The organism is Polaromonas aquatica, from assembly GCF_050626995.1.
Taxonomy (GTDB): domain Bacteria; phylum Pseudomonadota; class Gammaproteobacteria; order Burkholderiales; family Burkholderiaceae_C; genus Polaromonas; species Polaromonas aquatica_A.
In genome coordinates this window covers 2032344-2049902 of sequence record NZ_CP192467.1, presented here as the reverse complement: position 1 = coordinate 2049902, position 17559 = coordinate 2032344, and the positions used below count along the sequence as shown (strand labels likewise).

Genomic DNA, 17559 nt, shown 5'->3' with positions numbered 1-17559 from the left:
CCATATACATACCGTTGCACGTCGCGCCTTGTGCTTACAGCACCTTGTCGCTGTGTGGCGACAAGTGCGCACGATCAGCTTCGCGAGCAATTACTTAGGCATCACATTGGGTGAAGGCAAGGAATTCCTTCACCCTGGCGCTTGTTGACTCAAAATTCCTGTAATACAAAACGCCTTTCAGGTATTCGCGAAATACAGTCGATTGCGAACCGACAAGAAAGAACAGTACTGTGGCCGCAGCTTGCAACAACCAATAAATATCGCTGGAGAATTCGTACGCCCTGCTATATCCCAGTTTCTGTGCCTCCAGCTTCAGGTCACGGGCAAGTTGCAATCCACATTGATGGAAATCGGCAATGCCGTTGGTGGCATTCATTTCCGAAACTTTGACAATGAAGCTGTCATATCTCACTCTCAAAGTCCAATCTGCATCTGACCAGTTGGGCATGCGCGGAGCAGGATTCATGCTGTGGTGACTCGCGGGCACGCTACTCATCAAGCAAATCACCCCGATAAAAACTCCAGGCCGTTCCATCATGCAGATAGAAGTGCCCATCAGCACAGAAGTCCTTGCCGGGAAAGAACTCGCGGTACGCCTTGGGAATGAGGCGAATCAGCTGCTCGTCGCTGAGCTCGTCAAACTGCTCGGGTGTGATGGGTTTACCGACTCTGGGTTTGAAGGATTCCATGATGGTTGGAGCTAGATAAAAGATGATTGAATGATCACAGCCATTGGTGCGATGGCTACGTGCCGCCCGTCCTATATAGGTATAGCCGCCCGGCAGGCAACCCGATCGGGTTATCGCGCGCTGCGCAACTGCCTCGCATAAACGACGAGTCCCCACGCAAGCACGGTTGTCACAACAAGCATGCCTAGCTCGAATCTCAGGTAGTTCTGTGAAATGGCGGCTTGGGTCACGTGACCACTCGGAATCGGTGTCTTGTCGAGCGCAAATGGCAGATGCACAGGCAGGCTGACAAGCAACTCAATGAGCCAGGCACTTGCGTGAAACAACCCAACCCATTGCACAAACGCCATGCGCGCCACCAGCAAGCCGATGCAAAGAAGATACAAGCTCACTTCAGTACTGATGGTGAAGACGGGCCACCAAAGCTGGGGAATCATGCCGTCTTCCTGAATGGACCGTGTCAGATTCAAGAGCCTCAGTGCGGCGTAGAGGCACAGCAGAACCGAAACGACCATCAGTCCCGTTCGAAGGTTCACGGGGACAGGTTTAAGGTCCTGAGAATGGTCTGGTGAGGACATAGGTTGACGCGATCATATGGGATGAGGCCAGTTAGAACAAACACACACCGTCACGATGAGTTCCCGATCCCGCTGACCACCGACCGGCCCGGAGGCCGCCCTGTACGATGACAAGAAGCACTTTAAGCAAAACATCGAACGGCATGAGCAACACAACACCTCTACAACAGGTCGTCATCGTCGGCGGCGGCGTGATCGGCAGCGCCATCGCATATTTCCTGGCTTCACACCCAAGCTTTGGCGGCAACATCACCGTGATCGAACGTGACCCGACCTATGCACAAGCCTCTTCGGCGCTTTCGGCCAGCTCGATACGCCAACAGTTCTCGCAGCCGGTGAACATTGCGGCGTCGCAATTCGGCATTGGGTTCTTGCGCAACATCAAAGAGCACCTGGCGGTCGATGGCGATGTGCCCGACATCGGCTTGACCGAGCGTGGCTACCTTTATCTGGCGACTGAGACAGGGGCGGCTACCTTGCGGGAGAACCACTCAACGCAGCGCGCGCACGGTGTTGACGTCGCGCTGCTGACCCCCGCGGAAGCACAGCAACGCTTCCCATGGCTGCAGGTGGACGACCTGGCACTGGCGTCGCTTGGCCTTTCAGGCGAGGGTTGGTTTGACGGCTATGGTTTGCTGATGGCCTTCAAACAAAAGGCGCGCAGCCTGGGCGTGCAGTATGTGAAGGCCGAGGCCACCGGCTTTGCGCACAGCAACGGCCGCGTGAGTGCCGTGACGCTGCAGGGCGGCGCGCAACTGCCGTGCGACTGGGCGGTGAATGCGGCAGGCGCATGGGCGCGGCCGCTGCTGGCCGGCACAGGCCTTGACCTGCCGGTGTATGGGCGCAGACGCTGTGTGTATGCATTTGCCAGCCCCGCGAAGACGCCCGGCTGCCCGCTGGTGATTGACCCTAGCGGTTTGTGGTTTCGGCCCGAAGGCGACCTCTGGATTTGCGGCTTGCCCCCTGCGCAAGACCACAACGATGTGCCGCTGGAGGTGGACTACGACCTCTTTGACCAAGCATGGCTGACACTGGCCAACCGCGTGCCGGGCTTTGAGGCCGTGCGCATGCAGCGCGCCTGGGCCGGCTATTACGAATACAACACGCACGACCACAACGCGCTACTGGGGCCACACCCGCATTTGCCCAACCTGCTGCTGGCCAATGGCTTCAGCGGCCACGGGCTGCAACAGTCGCCAGCGGTGGGGCGCGGCCTGGCGGAGTGGATGGCCGAAGGCGCCTACACCAGCCTGGACTTGTCGCCACTGGCGGCGCAGCGGCTGGTAGAGGGGCGCACCTTGCTTGAGAAGAACGTGATCTAGCTTCACGCCTTCCTCTTTTCTTTTGCTCCTGAATTGATAGCTGTTTGCGCCCGTCGTTCAAGGGCTATCGGCTTATTTAACTTGAATTTTCGCCTGCTTTTCGCTGTCCAGGTGGCCCATCTGGTAGGCGTCGTAGCGTGTGCCGGCCACCGCATCGGCGGGCAGCGCGGCCTCAATGCGCTGCAGGTCTTCAGCGCTGAGCTCCAGCTTGAGCGCGCCCAGCGCTTCGTCGAGCTGGGCTGGCTTGCGCGAACCGACCAGCGCCACCATGTCGACGCCCAGCGCCTTGCCGCGTGCGATGACCCAGGCAATCGCCACTTGCGATGCCGTGGCACCCATGCCGGCAGCGAGCTGGTGCAACACATCAACGAGTTGCTGGTTCTTCAACGCGTTGTCACCGGTAAAGCGCGGCAGGTGCGCCCGGAAATCGCCAGGGCCCGTGGGTTTGGAGCCGGACAGCAGACCGCGCGACAACACACCGTAGGGTGTGACGCCAATGCCCAGCTGCTTGAGGACGGGAAAAATTTCTGCCTCAGGCCCACGGCTGACCAGCGAATATTCAATCTGCAGGTCGCTGATGGGGTGCACGGCGTGCGCCTTGCGGATGGTCTGCGCGCCGACTTCGCTGAGGCCGATGTGGCGCACATAACCGGCTTTGACCATGTCGGCCATGGCGCCAATCGTGTCTTCGATCGGCACGTTCGGGTCGAGGCGCGCGATGCGGTAGATGTCGATGTGGTCGGTGCCCAGGCGCTGCAACGTGTAGGCCAGGAAATTTTTCACCGCGGCGGGCCGGCCGTCCATGCCGATCCAGCCGGCAGACGGGTCGCGCAGCGCACCGAACTTCACGGAGATCAGCGCCTCATCGCGCCGGCCTTTCAGGGCTCGGCCAATCAGCATCTCGTTGTGGCCCATGCCGTAGAAGTCGCCGGTGTCGACCAGGTTGACGCCGGCGTCGAGCGCGGCGTGAATCGTGGCGATGCCCTGTGCCTCGTCATGGGCGCCGTACATGCCCGACATGCCCATGGCACCCAGGCCAATGGCGGAAACGGATTGCGGGCCGCGAAAGCCCAGGCGGGTGGAAGACAGGATGTTGGCGGTCATGGGGAGCCTTTTTGTAAAAAGTGGATCAGTGATGAATCGACGGATGAGCGGGAGAGATGAGTGAACTGTATTGGTTTGAATAAAATGAATAAACAGCCTTTAATCAAAATAACTGTTACCGATTCAAAGAACAATAAAGGTCAAAATCATGAGCGTTGATCGCTACAGGGCCATGGAAGTCTTCACCCGGGTGGTGGAACTGGGCAGCTTTACCGCGGCAGCCACTGCGCTGCACATGCCCAAAGCCAGGGTGACCACGGTGGTGCAGGAGCTCGAAGCACACCTCGGCGTCCGCCTGCTGAACCGCACCACGCGCACCTTGAGCCTGACGGACGACGGCGCGCTGTACCACCAGCGTGCGCTGGCCATGGTGCAGGACATGGGCGAGCTGGAGGGCACACTGCGCCGGGCTGTGGCCACGCCGGCCGGGCGCCTGCGCGTGGATGTGCCCGCGGCGGTAGGCCGCCATGTGATCTCACCGGCATTGCCGGAATTTTTCAGGCGCTACCCCGACATGGTGCTGGAACTTGGCAGCACCGACAGGCCAGTGGACCTGGTCGCCGAAGGTGTGGACTGCGTGATTCGCGGCGGCCTCGTGCATGACGAAACACTGGTGGCGCGGCCGCTGGGCCGGCTGACGGTGGTGACCTGCGCCGCGCCTTCCTACCTGGCGCAATACGGCACACCCGAGACCCTGGAAGACCTGGAGCAGCACCGCTTCGTGAACTTTCATTCCGCCAAGACGGGCCGGGTGTTTCCGTTCGAATTTTCCAAAGGTGGAGACGTCCAGCAGATCCACCGCCCGCACTGGGTGAGTTGCAATGATGCTGACAGCCACATGGGCGCAGTGCTGGCCGGCCTGGGCTTGTCGCAGCCGCCGCTGACGCGTCGCACCTGCGCGCTGCTGGCCAGCGGTGAACTGGTGCGCGTGCTGCCTGACTGGCAGCCCGAAGCGCTGCCGATGATGGTGCTGTACCCGCGCAACCGCCACCTGACCGCCAAGGTGCGCGCCTTTGCCGACTGGGTGGCCGAGGTGTTCAAGGCTGAGTTTGCGGCGGGGGCGAAGCTGTATTCGTGAGTGCGCTATCTTTTTGACAGCTATCGTCCTGGGTCGCGCCTACTTATGAGGTGGCTGATAACTGCGAAAAATTCGCCCATCCCCGCAGGCCAGCCAGAGCCCATCCTGCTTGTTTTCTATCACGTTGAGGGAAGACGCGCCCCAGAGCGGCCCGGACCTGCTAACCTACTTAGACCGGGTAAGGCGGCATCTGACTGCTGCTCCAACAACCCGACAAATATCGTCCGCGGCAATTTTTAAACCTAGTGAGACCCCTATGCAAAACGAAGTATTCCAAGGCAATCCGCTCAAACATACCGACAGCGATCGCTCACGTTTTTTGGAGTATGCCGGCTATTTCGAAGACTCTCCGCTTCCCACCACGCTTAAACTGTCCAGTTTTGCCAAGTATGTGCGCCGCCAGGACATCAGCCGTTTTTTGGCGAAAAATGAACTTTTCAAACTCCAGTTGGATGTGCCCGGCGTAGTGATCGAGTGCGGCTGCTACGCGGGTGCCGGTATCATGACCTACGCGCAGCTATCCAGCATCTACGAACCCTACAACCACCAACGCCGTATTTACGGCTTCGACACGTTTTCAGGATTTCCGTCGGTGGACAACAAGGATACGAACAAAGACTTGAACTCCAACGCCGGCGACCTGTTTGTCAACGCTCGCATCGTGGAGGAAATCCAGCAATCCATCAGCCTGCACGACAGCAACCGCGCGCTGAACCACATTCCCAAAACGGAATTGGTCATTGGTGATGCGACCAAAACTATTCCTCAATTCCTGCAGGACAACCAGCACATCATCGTCTCCATGCTGTACCTGGATTTTGATCTTTACACTCCCACCAAAGTGGCACTCGAACTACTACTGGATCGCATGCCTAGAGGCGCCGTGCTGGCGTTTGACGAGCTCAACACCAAAAACTACCCCGGCGAAACCGTGGCCCTTCAAGAAGTGGCCGGACTGAAAAATATGCGCCTGAAAAAGACGCCATTTGATCCCTACATCGCGTACGCCATCATTGAATAACTCTATGCTCCCGCAGCTGCTGGATCAGCTTGGCGCACATAGGGGATTGTTCATCAACAGCATCAACACAGTTGACAGAAGCCAACGCACAACGTCGTCTTGTCAACTGCCCGGCGTAAGGACATACGCCCTGACATAGTCGCCTGCCCGGGTACCCAGCGAACCGTGGCCGCCAGCCACCACCAACACATATTGCCGACCGTCGGCGCCGGTATATGTCATGGGCGTGGCCTGGCCACCGGCGGGCAGTCGGCTCTTCCAGAGTTCCTTGCCGGTATTCACGTCATAAGCGCGCAGGTAGTAGTCGAGCGTGCCGGACAGGAAGGCCACGCCGCCCGCTGTGGTCAGCGGGCCGCCGAGATTGGGCACCCCCATGCGGAAGGGCAAAGGCACGGGTGCCAGGTCGCGGACGGTGCCGTTTTTGTGCTGCCAGGCAATAGCGCCTGTGGTCAGGTCGGCACCAGCCACATAGCCCCAGGGCGGCGCCTGGCACGGGATGCCCAGCGGCGAGACAAATGCACTGAGCTTGACTGCGAAGGGCGCACCGAAATTTTCATTGAGCGACGGGAGGCTTTCTTCGGACCGCTCCTTGCCCTGCACCAGGAGCGACGTGTCGTCGGTACGCGGCACGAGTTTGGACACAAACGCCAGGTAAGTCGGCGTGGCGAAGACCATCTGCCGCTCCGGGTCGACCGCCACACCGCCCCAGTTGAATACACCGAAGTTGCCGGGATAAATCAGCGAGCCTTGTGTGGAAGGCGGCGTGAAGCGGCCCTCATAACGCAGGCGGTGAAAGGCAATGCGGCAATAGAGCTGGTCGAACAGCGTGGCGCCCCACATGTCGCGTTCAGTCAGCGGTGGCGGATTGAACGACAGCGCCGAATTCGGCTGGGTGGGTGCGGTGCGGTCGCCCTGCGCGGCGCCTTGCGGTGCCGGTGTTTCCACGACGGGCAACAGGGGGGTGCCGGTGCGGCGGTCGAGTACAAAAATCTCGCCCTGCTTGGTGGGCTGGACCAGCGCGGGCACCCTGCTGCCGCCGACGGTGAGGTCCAGCAGGCTGGGCTGGGCCGGGACGTCGTAGTCCCACAAGTCGTGGTGCACGGTCTGGAAGTTCCAGCGCACCTTGCCCGTGGCCAGGTCCAGCGCGACGATGGACGACGAATAGGTTTCCACCGCTGGGCTGCGCTGGCCACCCCACTGGTCGGGCGGCTGGTTGCCCAGCGGCACATAGACCATGCCCAGCGCTTCGTCGACGCTGGAGATAGACCAGCTGTTCGGGGAGTTGGGAGTGTAGCTTTGCCCTGCCGCGAGCGGGGCGGTGGCATCCGGGTTGGCGGAGTCCCAGTTCCAGACCAGCGCGCCGGTGTTGATGTCGTAGGCGCGGATCACGCCGGACTGTTCTTTGGTGGAGACGTTGTCGAGCACGGTGCCGCCCACGATGATGAGCTTCGACGTCACCACCACCGGCGAGGTGGAGTAATAGGCGCCGGGCTTGTGGTTGGGCATGCCGGTCCAGAGATCGATCTGCCCCTTGCCGCCGCCGAAGGAAGGGCAGGTCTTTCCGGTGTCCGGGTTGAGGGCGATCACGCGGCCGTCCGACGTGGGCATGAAGAGTTTGCCGGGGCAGTCGGTGGGCGCTGCGGTGGTGGCGGCTGTCGTAGACGCGACGGCGGGTGGCTGGTAAGACAGGCCGCGGCAGGTCAGGTGCTGCAGGGCAAGCTTGCCCTGGATTTCGGGGTTGAAGCGCCAAATTTCTGCGCCTGTGGTGGCGTCCAGCGCAATGACGGACTGGTGCGGTGTGCACAGGAAAAGCCGGTTGCCTATCTTGAGCGGGGTCACCTCGAAGGTGGTTTCTTCGGGGTCACCGGGCTGGCCGCGCATATCGCCGGTGCGGTATTGCCAGGCCAGTCCCAGGTTCTCCACGTTGTCGGGCGTGATCTGGTTAAGCGGCGAATACCGCTGTCCATGGCCGGTGCGTCCATAAGCATGCCAGTCGCCGGGGGGCACGGCATCGGCCGGAGGAGCGGCCGACGCGCCGGTGGGCGGCAAGGGCAGCATGCCCGCGACACGATTGGCATCATGCAGCCAGGTGGCGACCGAGGCGACGAAAAAGAGCGCCAGCGCCGCCCCGAGCGCCCATTGGCCGGCACGAACGCCGGACTGGCCCGGCGCTTCCGACTGCAGGGCGCGGGCGACCAGGGGAGTGAGCAGGAACAGGCCAATGAGAAATGGCACGCCGCCGCGTGCCGCGAGCGGCCACCAGTCCAGCCCGCCTTCCCACAAGGCCCACGCCAGCGTGCCCGCCAGCAGAAGCGCGTAGACCCAGAGCGCTATCGGTCCATAACGGATCAGCAGGACGCCGGTCAGCACAAAGCCCAAACCGGCCAGCAGGTAATACCAGGAACCTCCCAGCACCACCAGCCAGATGCCCGGCAAGGCGAGCAGTCCCCCTATCAACACAAGCACCAGGCCGGTGAAAAAAGCGGAACGAAGGCGCGAAATGGCTGGCACTTTTTTGTTCTTCCTGGTGCGTCCGTAGAGGCTCCCAATCTATTCCCGTTACGGGCTGCCACGCGTCAGCCGTGGACTCGCACGGCTGTAGGCACCCGAAAAAAATCGCTTGCAAAAATCAACCGATGGATAAGGAAGATACAAAAAGAAATGCGCGCGGTACACGCGCTGCGGGCAGGGACAGCACCCATGCCCATTGGCAATTGACAGCGGCGCACAGCCCGCGTTAGCCAGCAGCCCGGGCGCGGCGCGCCTTTCGGGAGCCGGCATGCGGCCGCAGTTCATGCGGCGCCAGATAGAACTGCGGGAGGCCGAGGTGAAAGCCTGGCGAGCGCTGTCGGCTTCGACTAATTTTCCGAAAGAAGCGCTGGCGGCCTGAGCCGGCAGGCACCGGGACTAAACTTACGCCGCGTCGACGGCCTGCTCTTGCAGCCAGGACGCAAACGCCTCCACGGCGCGGTTGTTGTGGGCGGTAGCTGAGCGTTGGCAAAGGTAGTAACCGCGGCCAATGGCGGCACGGGTGTCGAAAGGCAGCACGAGCTTGCCGCTTTCCAGCTCGCTCTCGACGAGGCACGGCTGGATGACGACGATCCCCATGCCGGCGCACGCCGCAACGATCAGGTTGTTGCCGAGGTCGAACCCGGGACCCAGCGCGGGCTTGGGTTGCTTCAAACCCGCGGCTTCCATCCATACGGCCCAGTTGTCGGGATAGTTGACGTGATGAAGAAGGACGTGCGCGGCAATGTCCCCCGGCTGTCTGATGTTGCGCGCAAGCGCCGGGGTACAGGCGGGCGTAATTTCGTTACCGAGCAGGTACTGTCCCCGGATCCCGCGTGGCCATCTTTTTCCAGGACGCCCTAGCGCAATCCACAGGTCCACGTCGTCACGTTTGAAGTCCTCGTCGAAATGAAATTGGCGCAGCTCCACCTCAACATTGGGATTCAAGGACTTGAGTTGCGCGAGCCTGGGGACCAGCCAGCGCGTTCCGAGGGTTGGTATGACGCTCACCCGCACTTTGTGTTGCGATGACTCTCCGCCGAACTGGGTGACCGCCGCCTCCAGCCCGGCGACATGGGCTTCGACCAGCTTCTGGAATTCGCGTCCGCGGACCGTGGGCACGACGCCCGCCTGCTGGCGGTCGAACAGGCTGCAGCCGAGCCGTTGCTCCAGGCGCAGGATGGCCTGGCTGACCGCCCCCTGGGTGACCGACAGGACTTCCGCCGCGCGGCGAAAACTCCCCAGCTGGCAGACGCCGAGGAACGCATGCAGTTCAGCCAGCGACGGTGACTTGAATTTCATTCAGGTATTAGATCATCTAATCAGCTTCTTTGAAATTGTCGTTTGCCGCGCCGCGGGCCGGGCCTCAAACTGCGGCCCATGAGCAACGCCCCCCCCGTCAAAGTCGTCCACCCCGCCGCCGATCCGATCGCGCTGGTGTGCGACTCGCCGCACAGCGGCACTTACTACCCGCAGGATTTCGACTTTTCGATTGAACTGGCGCAGCTGCGGCAGTGCGAAGACACGCTGATCGAACAGCTTTGGGATACGGCCCCGCTGGTCGGCGCGACACTTGTGCACGCAACGTTTCCCCGCAGCTACATCGATCCCAACCGCAGCGAGGACGACATTGACCTCTCCATGCTGGACGGTGAATGGGACCGGCCGGTGAAGCCCTCCCAACCCTGCCTGCGACTGGGCAATGGCCTTGTGTTCAGCCAGACGCCGACACTACAGCCGATCTACAGCCGCAGGCTTCATGCCAGTGAAATCAAACACCGGATTGAAAGCTGCTGGCGGCCGTATCGCCATGCGCTAGAGGACGCACTGGCCCAGTCAAGCACCCAGCAGGGTAAACGGTGGCATCTCAACCTCCATTCCATGCCAAGCAACGCATATGTGCGCCTGGGGCTGCCGGACAAGCCCTTGGCCGACATCGTGCTGGGCAACTTGCATGGCGAGAGCTGCAGCGCGGCTTTCGCTGACTTCGTCGGGGACGAGTTCAAGCGGCAAGGCTACACCGTCGCGTTGAACGACCCCTATGCGGGGCAAGACCTGGTGCGTACTCTTGGCCGGCCCGCACACGGACAGCACAGCCTGCAGATCGAAATCAACAGGGCGCTCTACCTTGACGAGAAGACGCGTGAGCCAAAGCGGCAGTTCCATGAACTCAGAAAGCGTATCCACCTGGTGCTGCAGGCCATCGCGGGATACATCAGGGAAGAAGCCAATCATCCGAAAAGCCACTTCAACATCAAGGACGCAGCATGAACATCACCAGCAACCGTCGCGGATTCCTGGGTCTCGCGGCAGGCGCGGCGGGCGCGGTGGCCTGCCCGGCATTCAGCCAGACGCAGGCCTACCCGAGCCGTCCCATTACGTTGGTCGTGCCTTTCCCGCCCGGCGGGGCAGTGGACATCTCAGCGCGCGCCATGGGCGACAAACTGGGCAGGCTGCTGGGCCAGCCTGTCGTGATCGACAACAAGGCCGGTGCGGGCGGCGCGATTGGCACCGGCATTGTTGCAAAGGCCGCGCCCGATGGCTACACGCTGGTTGTTACCTCGCAGTCAACCCATGTGGTCAACCCCGCGGTGTCGCCCAACCTTCCCTACGACGCTGTGAACGACTTCGCCTATATCACGCTGATCGACAGGCTGCCGAATGTATTGGTCGCCAACGCCAAACTCCCCGTCAAGACATTCGCCGAGTTTGTGCGCTACACAAAGGCCAATCCTGGCAAGCTGAATTACGCATCCTCGGGCAATGGCTCGGTGGCGCACCTGAGCATGGAGCTTCTCAAATCGAAGCTGGGCCTGTTCATCACGCACATACCGTACCGGGGCGCCGGGCCTGCGCTGACAGACCTGCTCTCGGGGCAGGTCCAACTGACCTGGAACAACCTGTCGACCAACCTGCTCATGCTCCAGAGCGGAACCCTGCGTGCGTTGGCTGTGGCCGCGCCGCTGCGCGTCTCGCAGTTGCCGGATGTGCCTACTTTCGACGAACTCAAGCTGCCTGATCTGAACCTGACCTCGTGGACAGGATTGGCGGCGCCGGCCAAAACACCAGAGCCCATTGTCCAGAAGCTCTACGACGCGGTACGTACCATCCTTCGCGACAAGGACACGCAAGATGCCTGGCGCAAACGCGGCGCGATGCTGCCCGAGAACGTGCGGCCCGCTGAATACCGGCAGGAAGTCATTCAGCGCATCCGGTTCTTCAAGGACGTCGCCCAGGCCAACAAGATTGTTCTGGAATAAGCGCGCATGAATCTTCACGCCCCCGCCACGAGACCTCGGCCGGGCGGCTGACGCGCATGCATCCCTGAGTTTGTTGTCCTGTGGAAGACGAAATCTTCACAGGCTGGGCGAATTTGCCCACGAACACCCATGCGGCGGTGATTGACCTTCCCGCCATCTAAAAAAACTGTTGAGGAGTGAGAAATGAAATTCAAGATGATCTGCCTGGCCGCGGTTGCCGCCGGCGCAATAACGCCTGTCGCCGCATGGGCGCAGAGCACGGTGACGGTGTACGGAAGAGTCGACACGAGCTTTGAGAACTCCAAAACCGGCGCCCTATCCCAGACCCTCATCACGGGCAACGCGTCCCGGTTCGGCTTCAAGGGAAGCGAAGACCTGGGCGAGGGCCTGAGGGCTTTTTTCGGGATCGAAACAGGGTTTTCTTCCGACACCGGGGCCTCGACCACACCGATGTACCGCAACTCTTTCGTGGGGCTCGGCGGCAGCTTCGGTGTCGTCAATATCGGCCGCATTGACTCGGCCGCGCCCAGCCGCACGCCCATCTACGCGATCCTTGGCCGCAACGTGGAGTACGTCATCCACGACGCCGGCGCCACCGCCATCGGCACCTCCATCTTCAACGCGCGCACACGTGTCTCCAACGCCGTGGGCTATGCCAGCCCGGTGATCGGCAATTTTGTCTTTCGCGCCGGCCACTACCTCAACGGTGAAGGCCGGGCGGAGGCCCCTGCGGGCCCGATCCGCTTTGAAAGCGACTACAAGCAGACCGACGTGTCCCTCAGCTATGGCGAGGGCGGCGGTCCGCTGGGCCTGGGCGTGGGGTACGGGACGGACAGCAAACGCGGCGGGGCGGCGCTCAATGAGTTCAAGAACAAGTGGATGCTGGTCGGCTCCTACGACTTCGGCGCGATCCGTGCGTGGGCGGTCTATAACCGCGACAACTTTCAAGGCAATGCCCTGTCGCGCAGCAAGGTGGGCGCGCAGATGATCGGTGCCTCCTGGGAGGTGACGCCCAAGAGCAAGGTCATGGGCAATTACATCCGCAAGGATGTCCAGAGCGATCCTGCGGCCAAACTCAAGCGCCTGCAGGCGGGTTACTCCTACAAGATGAGCAACCGGACTTCTTTGTACGCCTTCTATGACCGCCAGGACCCCAACAACCGGGTCGCCAACGATGTGATCCGCGTTTATGGGGTCGGCATCATGCACAACTTCTGAATACCGGGCATCAGCCAGGCACGCCCTACTCTCCGCACAGGCCTTTCTCCACCATGTCCAGCAGTTGCTGGCCGATCTGCTGCATCTGGGGACCGACGACAGGGCCCAAGGGGCCATCCATGACCAGCATGGCCAGCCCATGCACCGCCGACCAAGCAAGAAACTCGGCGCCGGGCCGGCGCCCGGGCGGCAGCACGCCTGCGCTCACGAGTTTGTCGAGCGCGGCGCCCAGCAGCTCAAAAGGGTCCAGGCCGCTTTGGCCTTTGCGCTCGGCGTCGGCGGGTATGCCCTGGCCTCTTTCCTTCAAGTCGTCCGAAGGGCCAAAGGCCGTGCGGAACAGTCCCGTTTCTGCCTGCGCAAAACGCAAATAGGCGGCCCCGACCGCGCGCACGTTGGCGCGGGCGAATTCGGCCGGCGGCAAATCCTGGGGGATCGCGGCCAGCTCGTCCTCCATGGCGCGGGCGACGGCTGCCAGCGCAGCGGAACGAACCGCATACAGCAAAGCCTGACGGTTTTCAAAATGGCGGTAAGCGGCATTGGGCGCAACGCCCGCCCGGCGCGTGGCTTCACGCAGCACCACGGCCTCGGGCCCGCCGGCGCGGGCCAGCTCCACACCCGCTTCCAGCAAGGCGCGCCGCAGGTCACCGTGGCGGTAGGTACTGCGAGGCAGCGGAGGCTTGGACACGGTCGTCATGGCTTGTTACGCATTTATGTGGACAGTGTTCATTATCTTTGTTATTCTTTTGTGGACGGTGTACACAATACTGCCGATCAGGTCGCCGTGCAAGCCCTCAAAAAGCTTTTTTGAGGCCCGTTTCAAGCGCTTTCAAGCTGTCACACCACTTCATCTCAGGAGCCGGATCATGAAGAAAATTACGCCTTTCCTCTGGTTTAACGACCAGGCGGAAGAAGCCATGAACTTCTACGTTTCCATTTTCAAGAACTCGAAGATCACCATGCTGAGGCGCTATGGCAAGGAAGGCCCCGGGCCGGAAGGGTCGGTCATGACCGGCAGCTTCGTGCTTGAAGGCCAGGAGTTCATGGCGCTGAACGGCGGCCCGCATTTCAAGTTCACGCCGGCGATTTCGCTCTTTGTGGACTGCAAGACCCAGGCCGAAGTGGACGAGCTGTGGGACAGGCTCTCGGCCGGCGGCGCGCCCAACCCCTGCGGCTGGGTGCAAGACAAGTTCGGCCTGTCGTGGCAGATCATCCCCACGGCCCTCGGTGAGCTGCTGGGCGACAAAAGCCCGGCGAAGTCGGGCGCGGTGATGAAGGCCATGATGGGCATGCACAAGATCAGCATCAAGGGCCTGCAAGAGGCCTACAACGCAGCCTGAACGGCCTCTGCCAAAGCCATGACCCCTTCCGCATCCACCGCCATCGCCACGCTCGTGCATCGCTATTTTTCGGCGTACGAAACGCGGGACCGACAAGTCCTGGAGGACATGCTGGATAAGCGCTTTACCTTCAGCAGCCCGCTGGACGACCGCATCAACCGCGCGGCCTACTTTGCGCGTTGCTGGCCTAACAGCCGCACGCTGCGTCGCATCCTGGTCGAAAAGATTTTTGAGCAGGGCGACGAGGCCTTCATACGCTATAAGGCCGAAAGCACCACGGGCAAAAAATTCCGCAACACAGAGTGGTTCCGCTTCGAGAACGGCAAGCTCATGGAAGTACAGGTGTACTTCGGCCGCGACACGCGGCCGTCCTTGCCTGCCGCTGCCCTGTCACACGCCACGGCTACTTCGGCTGCGCGCCGCACTGAATGGCCCGCCACAGCCACACTGTTTCCGCGCTGAATTCTCGCCCGCCCACCATTACCACTCACCAACGTAACGAAAAGGAAATCACCATGCTGGTCCAGTCCTATCTCTTTTTTAACGGCCGCTGCGAAGAGGCCATCGAGTTCTATCGCAAGGCACTTGACGCGCAAGTCACGATGATGATGCGCTTCAAGGAAAATCCTGAACCCATGGCCGACGGTTGCGGCCCCGGCGGTGGCCCGGCGCCAGACCCCAACAGCATCATGCATGCCAGCTTCAAGATCGGCGAGACGGAAGTCATGGCCTCTGACGGCATGGGCGGCGGCAAGCCGGAGTTCAAAGGCTTTTCGCTGTCACTCACGGCGGCCAGCGACACCGAGGCGCAGCGCCTCTTCAAAGCACTGAGCGACGGCGGTAATGTAGAGATGCCGATGGATAAGACCTTTTTCGCCTCGTCCTTCGGCATGGTGGCTGACCGCTTCGGCGTGTCGTGGATGGTGATCAATCCGTTGCCCATGCCCTGACGAAACAAGGTCAAGAACAAAGGAAGCTCCGCATGAAGCTCTATTACTCTGACACCTTGAACCCGCGCAAGGTCTGCGCCCTCGCCCGGTACCTGCAGTCGCCAGTGGAATTTATCTGGGTCGAACTGGGCAAGGGCGAGCACCGCACGCCGCAGTTTCGCGCGATGAACCCGAATGCCAAGGTGCCGGTGCTGGTCGATGGAGATCTAGCTCTCTGGGAATCGAACGCCATCATGTGCCACCTGGCCGAAAAGGCCGGTTCGGACCTCTGGCCGCAAGACGCTCGCCGCATCGACGTGATGCGCTGGCTGATGTGGGATGCGACCGAGTTCTCGCCGCTGGCCAGCGTGTTTTATTTTGAGCACATCATCAAGCCGCGTTTTGGCCTGGGCGAGCCCGACGCGGCGGAGATCGAAAAGGCAACGCCTAGCTTTGAGCGCTACGCCAAGGTGCTGGATGCGCACCTCCTGGGGCGCCGCTACCTGGTGGGCGATGCGCTGAGTGTGGCGGATTTTGCGGTCGCCATTGCGCTTCCCTACGCCGGGCAAGCCCGGTTGCCGCTGGACAACTTTCCCGAGATTCGCCGCTGGCATGACAGGCTCAGCGCGCTGCCGGCGTGGCGCGATCCTTTTCCCTACACAACAACAGGCCAGCCGGCCACATTGCAGGCGGCGTAGCGCTGGCTACTCTTATCAACCTCAATACCAAACTGGAGACTGACATGGACAACGAGATGAAAATCGAAGCACCACAAAAAGAGCACCTCTGGCTGCAGCAACTGCTGGGCGAATGGACTTTCGACAGTGAAATGGAAATGGCCCCGGGCCAGCCCGCCATGAAAGGCAGCGGCCGCGAAAACGTGCGCGCCATGGGCGGCTTCTGGATACTGGCCGAAGGCAGCTGCCAGATGCCGGGCAGCGATGACAAAGGCACCATGCTGACCACGCTGGGCTACGACCCCAAGCAGAACGCCTTTGTCGGCAGCTGGGTCGGCTCGATGATGACCAACATGTGGGTCTACAAAGGCAAACTTGATGCGTCGCAAAGAGTTCTGACGCTGGACACCGAAGGCCCCAGTTTCAGCGGCGACGGCAAGCTCGCCCGTTACCAGGACGTGCTCACGATTAAAAACAAGGACGAGCGCACCTTGCATTCACAGGTGCGGCAGGACGACGGCAACTGGAAGCGCTTCATGCTTGCGACCTACCGTCGTGTGAAGTAGGTCTCGGGCCCAACTCACAAAGAAGCCTGTGGCGCTTTCATTACCGGTGGTGCCAGCAGGACCACCGGCCCTAGCCTCCTGAGGGAATCATTTTCTGACGCAGGCAACAAGATGAGCGCCCAGGTTGCCCCTGGGTAATGTCTCATCCTGCCCGCAGGACAGGCCCATGGCACCCGGCCTCAATTAGCAGCATCGTCCCCCGCGAATTCGCGCCGTGGTGCAAACTGAGACCTGAACATTCGCCGAACCTCCTCTTCATCCACTCAAGGCCACCAGGCAAGGACATCCATGACTGCAACTTCTTTAACCAGCCCCGTGGCCGTCGTGACAGGCGGTGCGCGCGGAATTGGCCTTGCCATCGGTAAATGGTTTCTGGCCAATGGCTACCGCGTGGCGCTTCTGGACATCGACCGCGATACGCTGCTCCGCACCGCTGACGCTGTGCAGGATGCGGGCCGCGTGCTGGCGCTGCACTGCGATGTGGCGGACCCGGCGCAGGTGCAGTCGGCCATGGAAAAGGTGGACACCACCTTTGGCCGTATCGACGCGCTGGTCAACAACGCCGGCATTGCGGTCTTCAAGCCCATCGGTGAAACCACTTTTGAGGAATGGCGCCGGGTTCTGAGCGTCAACCTGGACGGTGCCTTTTTGTGCAGCCAGGCCTGCGTCCCCATCATGAAGCGCACCGGCGGCGGCAGCATTGTCAACATTGCGTCCATCTCCGGCTTGCGTGCGAGCACACTTCGTGTGGCCTATGGCACCAGCAAGGCGGCGATCATCCAGCTGACCAAGCAACAAGCTGTCGAACTGGGCACCGTCGGCATTCGGGCCAATGTGATTGCTCCGGGACCGGTAGACACCGAAATGGCCAAGCTGGTTCACAGCGTCGCGATCCGCTCGGACTACCATGACGTGATTCCGCTGGGACGCTACGGAACGGTGGAAGAGATCGCATCAGCCGCGGGTTTTTTGTGCAGCCCGGCGGCAAGCTATGTCAATGGGCAGGTGCTGGCCGTAGACGGCGGCTTTGAGTCTGCCGGTGTCGGCCTGCCAACCCTGCGGAAAAACCAGGGCTCCTGACACCGCCGTAAGCCGGATCAAAGGGATCCGAAGGATTGGGAGGGATGGCGTCCGCGCAGTCACAGATCGGCCGGGCTCGCACCGCGAGGCTGCAATGTCCTGAAAACCCTTGCTCCCGCTTTTTCAACTGTGCTCGATAGAATGATTCCAGCCTCATCCGACGTCTGTCTCGCATCTGTCCGGCGTCTGGCA

Annotated in this window: 20 protein-coding genes; 13 read left to right on the top strand and 7 right to left on the bottom strand. The window is 61.3% G+C overall.

Annotated elements, in window-relative coordinates; all coding sequences use genetic code 11:
- Positions 1-94: 94 nt before the first annotated feature.
- The 3 genes from ACQ4MS_RS09820 to ACQ4MS_RS09810 all read right to left on the bottom strand — a co-directional run bounded on the left by ACQ4MS_RS09820 (position 95) and on the right by ACQ4MS_RS09810 (position 1126).
- Positions 95-448, bottom strand: coding sequence for a hypothetical protein (locus ACQ4MS_RS09820; protein WP_431099311.1), 354 nt, complete (start codon positions 446-448; stop codon positions 95-97).
- A 40-nt stretch (positions 449-488) separates the two neighbouring features.
- Positions 489-689 (bottom strand): hypothetical protein, encoded by a 201-nt coding sequence (locus ACQ4MS_RS09815; RefSeq protein WP_431099310.1) that lies wholly within the window; start codon positions 687-689, stop codon positions 489-491.
- A 110-nt stretch (positions 690-799) separates the two neighbouring features.
- Positions 800-1126 (bottom strand): hypothetical protein, encoded by a 327-nt coding sequence (locus tag ACQ4MS_RS09810; protein WP_431099308.1) that lies wholly within the window; start codon positions 1124-1126, stop codon positions 800-802.
- 284 nt (positions 1127-1410) lie between these two features.
- Between ACQ4MS_RS09810 and ACQ4MS_RS09805 the strand changes: the two genes are divergently transcribed.
- Positions 1411-2589: an NAD(P)/FAD-dependent oxidoreductase gene (locus ACQ4MS_RS09805; RefSeq protein WP_431099307.1), complete on the top strand. Its 1179-nt coding sequence runs from the start codon at positions 1411-1413 to the stop codon at positions 2587-2589.
- Between the two features lie 72 nt (positions 2590-2661).
- On the opposite strand, the gene ACQ4MS_RS09800 is transcribed toward ACQ4MS_RS09805, so the two are convergent.
- Positions 2662-3693, bottom strand: a complete 1032-nt coding sequence (locus ACQ4MS_RS09800; protein ID WP_431099305.1) for an aldo/keto reductase — start codon at positions 3691-3693, stop codon at positions 2662-2664.
- Between the two features lie 148 nt (positions 3694-3841).
- Between ACQ4MS_RS09800 and ACQ4MS_RS09795 the strand changes: the two genes are divergently transcribed.
- Both ACQ4MS_RS09795 and ACQ4MS_RS09790 read left to right on the top strand, forming a co-directional pair.
- Positions 3842-4771, top strand: a complete 930-nt coding sequence (locus tag ACQ4MS_RS09795) for a LysR family transcriptional regulator (RefSeq protein ID WP_431099303.1) — start codon at positions 3842-3844, stop codon at positions 4769-4771.
- A 256-nt stretch (positions 4772-5027) separates the two neighbouring features.
- Entirely contained in the window at positions 5028-5792 is a 765-nt protein-coding gene (locus ACQ4MS_RS09790; RefSeq protein ID WP_431099301.1) for a TylF/MycF/NovP-related O-methyltransferase, read from the top strand.
- Positions 5793-5894: 102 nt separating this feature from the next.
- Here the strand turns inward: ACQ4MS_RS09790 and ACQ4MS_RS09785 are convergent, their stop codons facing one another.
- A complete protein-coding gene (locus tag ACQ4MS_RS09785) occupies positions 5895-8303 on the bottom strand; it encodes a glucose/quinate/shikimate family membrane-bound PQQ-dependent dehydrogenase (RefSeq protein WP_431099299.1) in 2409 nt (802 codons plus the stop codon).
- A gap of 196 nt (positions 8304-8499) precedes the next feature.
- On the opposite strand from ACQ4MS_RS09785, the gene ACQ4MS_RS09780 reads away from it, so the two are divergent.
- A complete protein-coding gene (locus ACQ4MS_RS09780) occupies positions 8500-8682 on the top strand; it encodes a hypothetical protein (RefSeq protein WP_431099297.1) in 183 nt (60 codons plus the stop codon).
- 23 nt (positions 8683-8705) lie between these two features.
- Here ACQ4MS_RS09780 and ACQ4MS_RS09775 read toward each other — a convergent pair whose 3' ends face one another.
- Positions 8706-9602, bottom strand: a complete 897-nt coding sequence (locus ACQ4MS_RS09775) for a LysR substrate-binding domain-containing protein (protein ID WP_431099295.1) — start codon at positions 9600-9602, stop codon at positions 8706-8708.
- Between the two features lie 78 nt (positions 9603-9680).
- Here ACQ4MS_RS09775 and ACQ4MS_RS09770 point away from each other — a divergent pair, with 78 nt between their 5' ends.
- The 3 genes from ACQ4MS_RS09770 to ACQ4MS_RS09760 all read left to right on the top strand — a co-directional run bounded on the left by ACQ4MS_RS09770 (position 9681) and on the right by ACQ4MS_RS09760 (position 12778).
- The gene (locus ACQ4MS_RS09770) at positions 9681-10571 is read left to right on the top strand and encodes an N-formylglutamate amidohydrolase (protein ID WP_431099293.1); all 891 of its coding nucleotides are present in this window, start codon (positions 9681-9683) and stop codon (positions 10569-10571) included.
- A complete protein-coding gene (locus tag ACQ4MS_RS09765) occupies positions 10568-11560 on the top strand; it encodes a Bug family tripartite tricarboxylate transporter substrate binding protein (protein ID WP_431099291.1) in 993 nt (330 codons plus the stop codon). The genes ACQ4MS_RS09770 and ACQ4MS_RS09765 overlap by 4 nt, the downstream gene beginning before the upstream one ends.
- 183 nt (positions 11561-11743) lie before the next feature.
- A complete protein-coding gene (locus ACQ4MS_RS09760) occupies positions 11744-12778 on the top strand; it encodes a porin (protein ID WP_431099289.1) in 1035 nt (344 codons plus the stop codon).
- 25 nt (positions 12779-12803) lie between these two features.
- Here ACQ4MS_RS09760 and ACQ4MS_RS09755 read toward each other — a convergent pair whose 3' ends face one another.
- Positions 12804-13472, bottom strand: a complete 669-nt coding sequence (locus ACQ4MS_RS09755) for a TetR/AcrR family transcriptional regulator (RefSeq protein WP_431099287.1) — start codon at positions 13470-13472, stop codon at positions 12804-12806.
- 169 nt (positions 13473-13641) lie between these two features.
- Between ACQ4MS_RS09755 and ACQ4MS_RS09750 the strand changes: the two genes are divergently transcribed.
- The 6 genes from ACQ4MS_RS09750 to ACQ4MS_RS09725 all read left to right on the top strand — a co-directional run bounded on the left by ACQ4MS_RS09750 (position 13642) and on the right by ACQ4MS_RS09725 (position 17367).
- On the top strand, positions 13642-14115 hold the full coding sequence (locus tag ACQ4MS_RS09750) for a VOC family protein (protein WP_431099285.1): 474 nt from the start codon (positions 13642-13644) through the stop codon (positions 14113-14115).
- A gap of 18 nt (positions 14116-14133) precedes the next feature.
- The gene (locus ACQ4MS_RS09745) at positions 14134-14577 is read left to right on the top strand and encodes a nuclear transport factor 2 family protein (protein WP_431099283.1); all 444 of its coding nucleotides are present in this window, start codon (positions 14134-14136) and stop codon (positions 14575-14577) included.
- 53 nt (positions 14578-14630) lie between these two features.
- Positions 14631-15065 carry a VOC family protein gene (locus tag ACQ4MS_RS09740; RefSeq protein ID WP_431099281.1) on the top strand — a complete coding sequence of 145 codons (435 nt, stop codon included), beginning with the start codon at positions 14631-14633 and terminating at the stop codon, positions 15063-15065.
- A 32-nt stretch (positions 15066-15097) separates the two neighbouring features.
- Positions 15098-15742, top strand: a complete 645-nt coding sequence (locus ACQ4MS_RS09735) for a glutathione S-transferase family protein (RefSeq protein WP_431099279.1) — start codon at positions 15098-15100, stop codon at positions 15740-15742.
- Positions 15743-15786: 44 nt separating this feature from the next.
- On the top strand, positions 15787-16287 hold the full coding sequence (locus tag ACQ4MS_RS09730; protein WP_431099277.1) for a DUF1579 domain-containing protein: 501 nt from the start codon (positions 15787-15789) through the stop codon (positions 16285-16287).
- A gap of 288 nt (positions 16288-16575) precedes the next feature.
- Complete coding sequence (locus ACQ4MS_RS09725; protein WP_431099275.1) at positions 16576-17367, top strand: SDR family NAD(P)-dependent oxidoreductase; 792 nt, start codon at positions 16576-16578, stop codon at positions 17365-17367.
- Positions 17368-17559: the final 192 nt, after the last annotated feature.

Coding starts and splice junctions, on each gene's coding strand:
- ACQ4MS_RS09775 (WP_431099295.1), bottom strand. CDS start 9,602: ATGAAATTCAAGTCACCGTCGCTGGCTGAACTGCATGCGTTCCTCGGC.
- ACQ4MS_RS09795 (WP_431099303.1), top strand. CDS start 3,842: ATGAGCGTTGATCGCTACAGGGCCATGGAAGTCTTCACCCGGGTGGTG.
- ACQ4MS_RS09800 (WP_431099305.1), bottom strand. CDS start 3,693: ATGACCGCCAACATCCTGTCTTCCACCCGCCTGGGCTTTCGCGGCCCG.
- ACQ4MS_RS09820 (WP_431099311.1), bottom strand. CDS start 448: ATGCCCAACTGGTCAGATGCAGATTGGACTTTGAGAGTGAGATATGAC.
- ACQ4MS_RS09735 (WP_431099279.1), top strand. CDS start 15,098: ATGAAGCTCTATTACTCTGACACCTTGAACCCGCGCAAGGTCTGCGCC.
- ACQ4MS_RS09765 (WP_431099291.1), top strand. CDS start 10,568: ATGAACATCACCAGCAACCGTCGCGGATTCCTGGGTCTCGCGGCAGGC.
- ACQ4MS_RS09770 (WP_431099293.1), top strand. CDS start 9,681: ATGAGCAACGCCCCCCCCGTCAAAGTCGTCCACCCCGCCGCCGATCCG.
- ACQ4MS_RS09750 (WP_431099285.1), top strand. CDS start 13,642: ATGAAGAAAATTACGCCTTTCCTCTGGTTTAACGACCAGGCGGAAGAA.
- ACQ4MS_RS09730 (WP_431099277.1), top strand. CDS start 15,787: ATGGACAACGAGATGAAAATCGAAGCACCACAAAAAGAGCACCTCTGG.
- ACQ4MS_RS09760 (WP_431099289.1), top strand. CDS start 11,744: ATGAAATTCAAGATGATCTGCCTGGCCGCGGTTGCCGCCGGCGCAATA.
- ACQ4MS_RS09790 (WP_431099301.1), top strand. CDS start 5,028: ATGCAAAACGAAGTATTCCAAGGCAATCCGCTCAAACATACCGACAGC.
- ACQ4MS_RS09815 (WP_431099310.1), bottom strand. CDS start 689: ATGGAATCCTTCAAACCCAGAGTCGGTAAACCCATCACACCCGAGCAG.
- ACQ4MS_RS09740 (WP_431099281.1), top strand. CDS start 14,631: ATGCTGGTCCAGTCCTATCTCTTTTTTAACGGCCGCTGCGAAGAGGCC.
- ACQ4MS_RS09745 (WP_431099283.1), top strand. CDS start 14,134: ATGACCCCTTCCGCATCCACCGCCATCGCCACGCTCGTGCATCGCTAT.
- ACQ4MS_RS09810 (WP_431099308.1), bottom strand. CDS start 1,126: ATGATTCCCCAGCTTTGGTGGCCCGTCTTCACCATCAGTACTGAAGTG.
- ACQ4MS_RS09725 (WP_431099275.1), top strand. CDS start 16,576: ATGACTGCAACTTCTTTAACCAGCCCCGTGGCCGTCGTGACAGGCGGT.
- ACQ4MS_RS09755 (WP_431099287.1), bottom strand. CDS start 13,472: ATGACGACCGTGTCCAAGCCTCCGCTGCCTCGCAGTACCTACCGCCAC.
- ACQ4MS_RS09805 (WP_431099307.1), top strand. CDS start 1,411: ATGAGCAACACAACACCTCTACAACAGGTCGTCATCGTCGGCGGCGGC.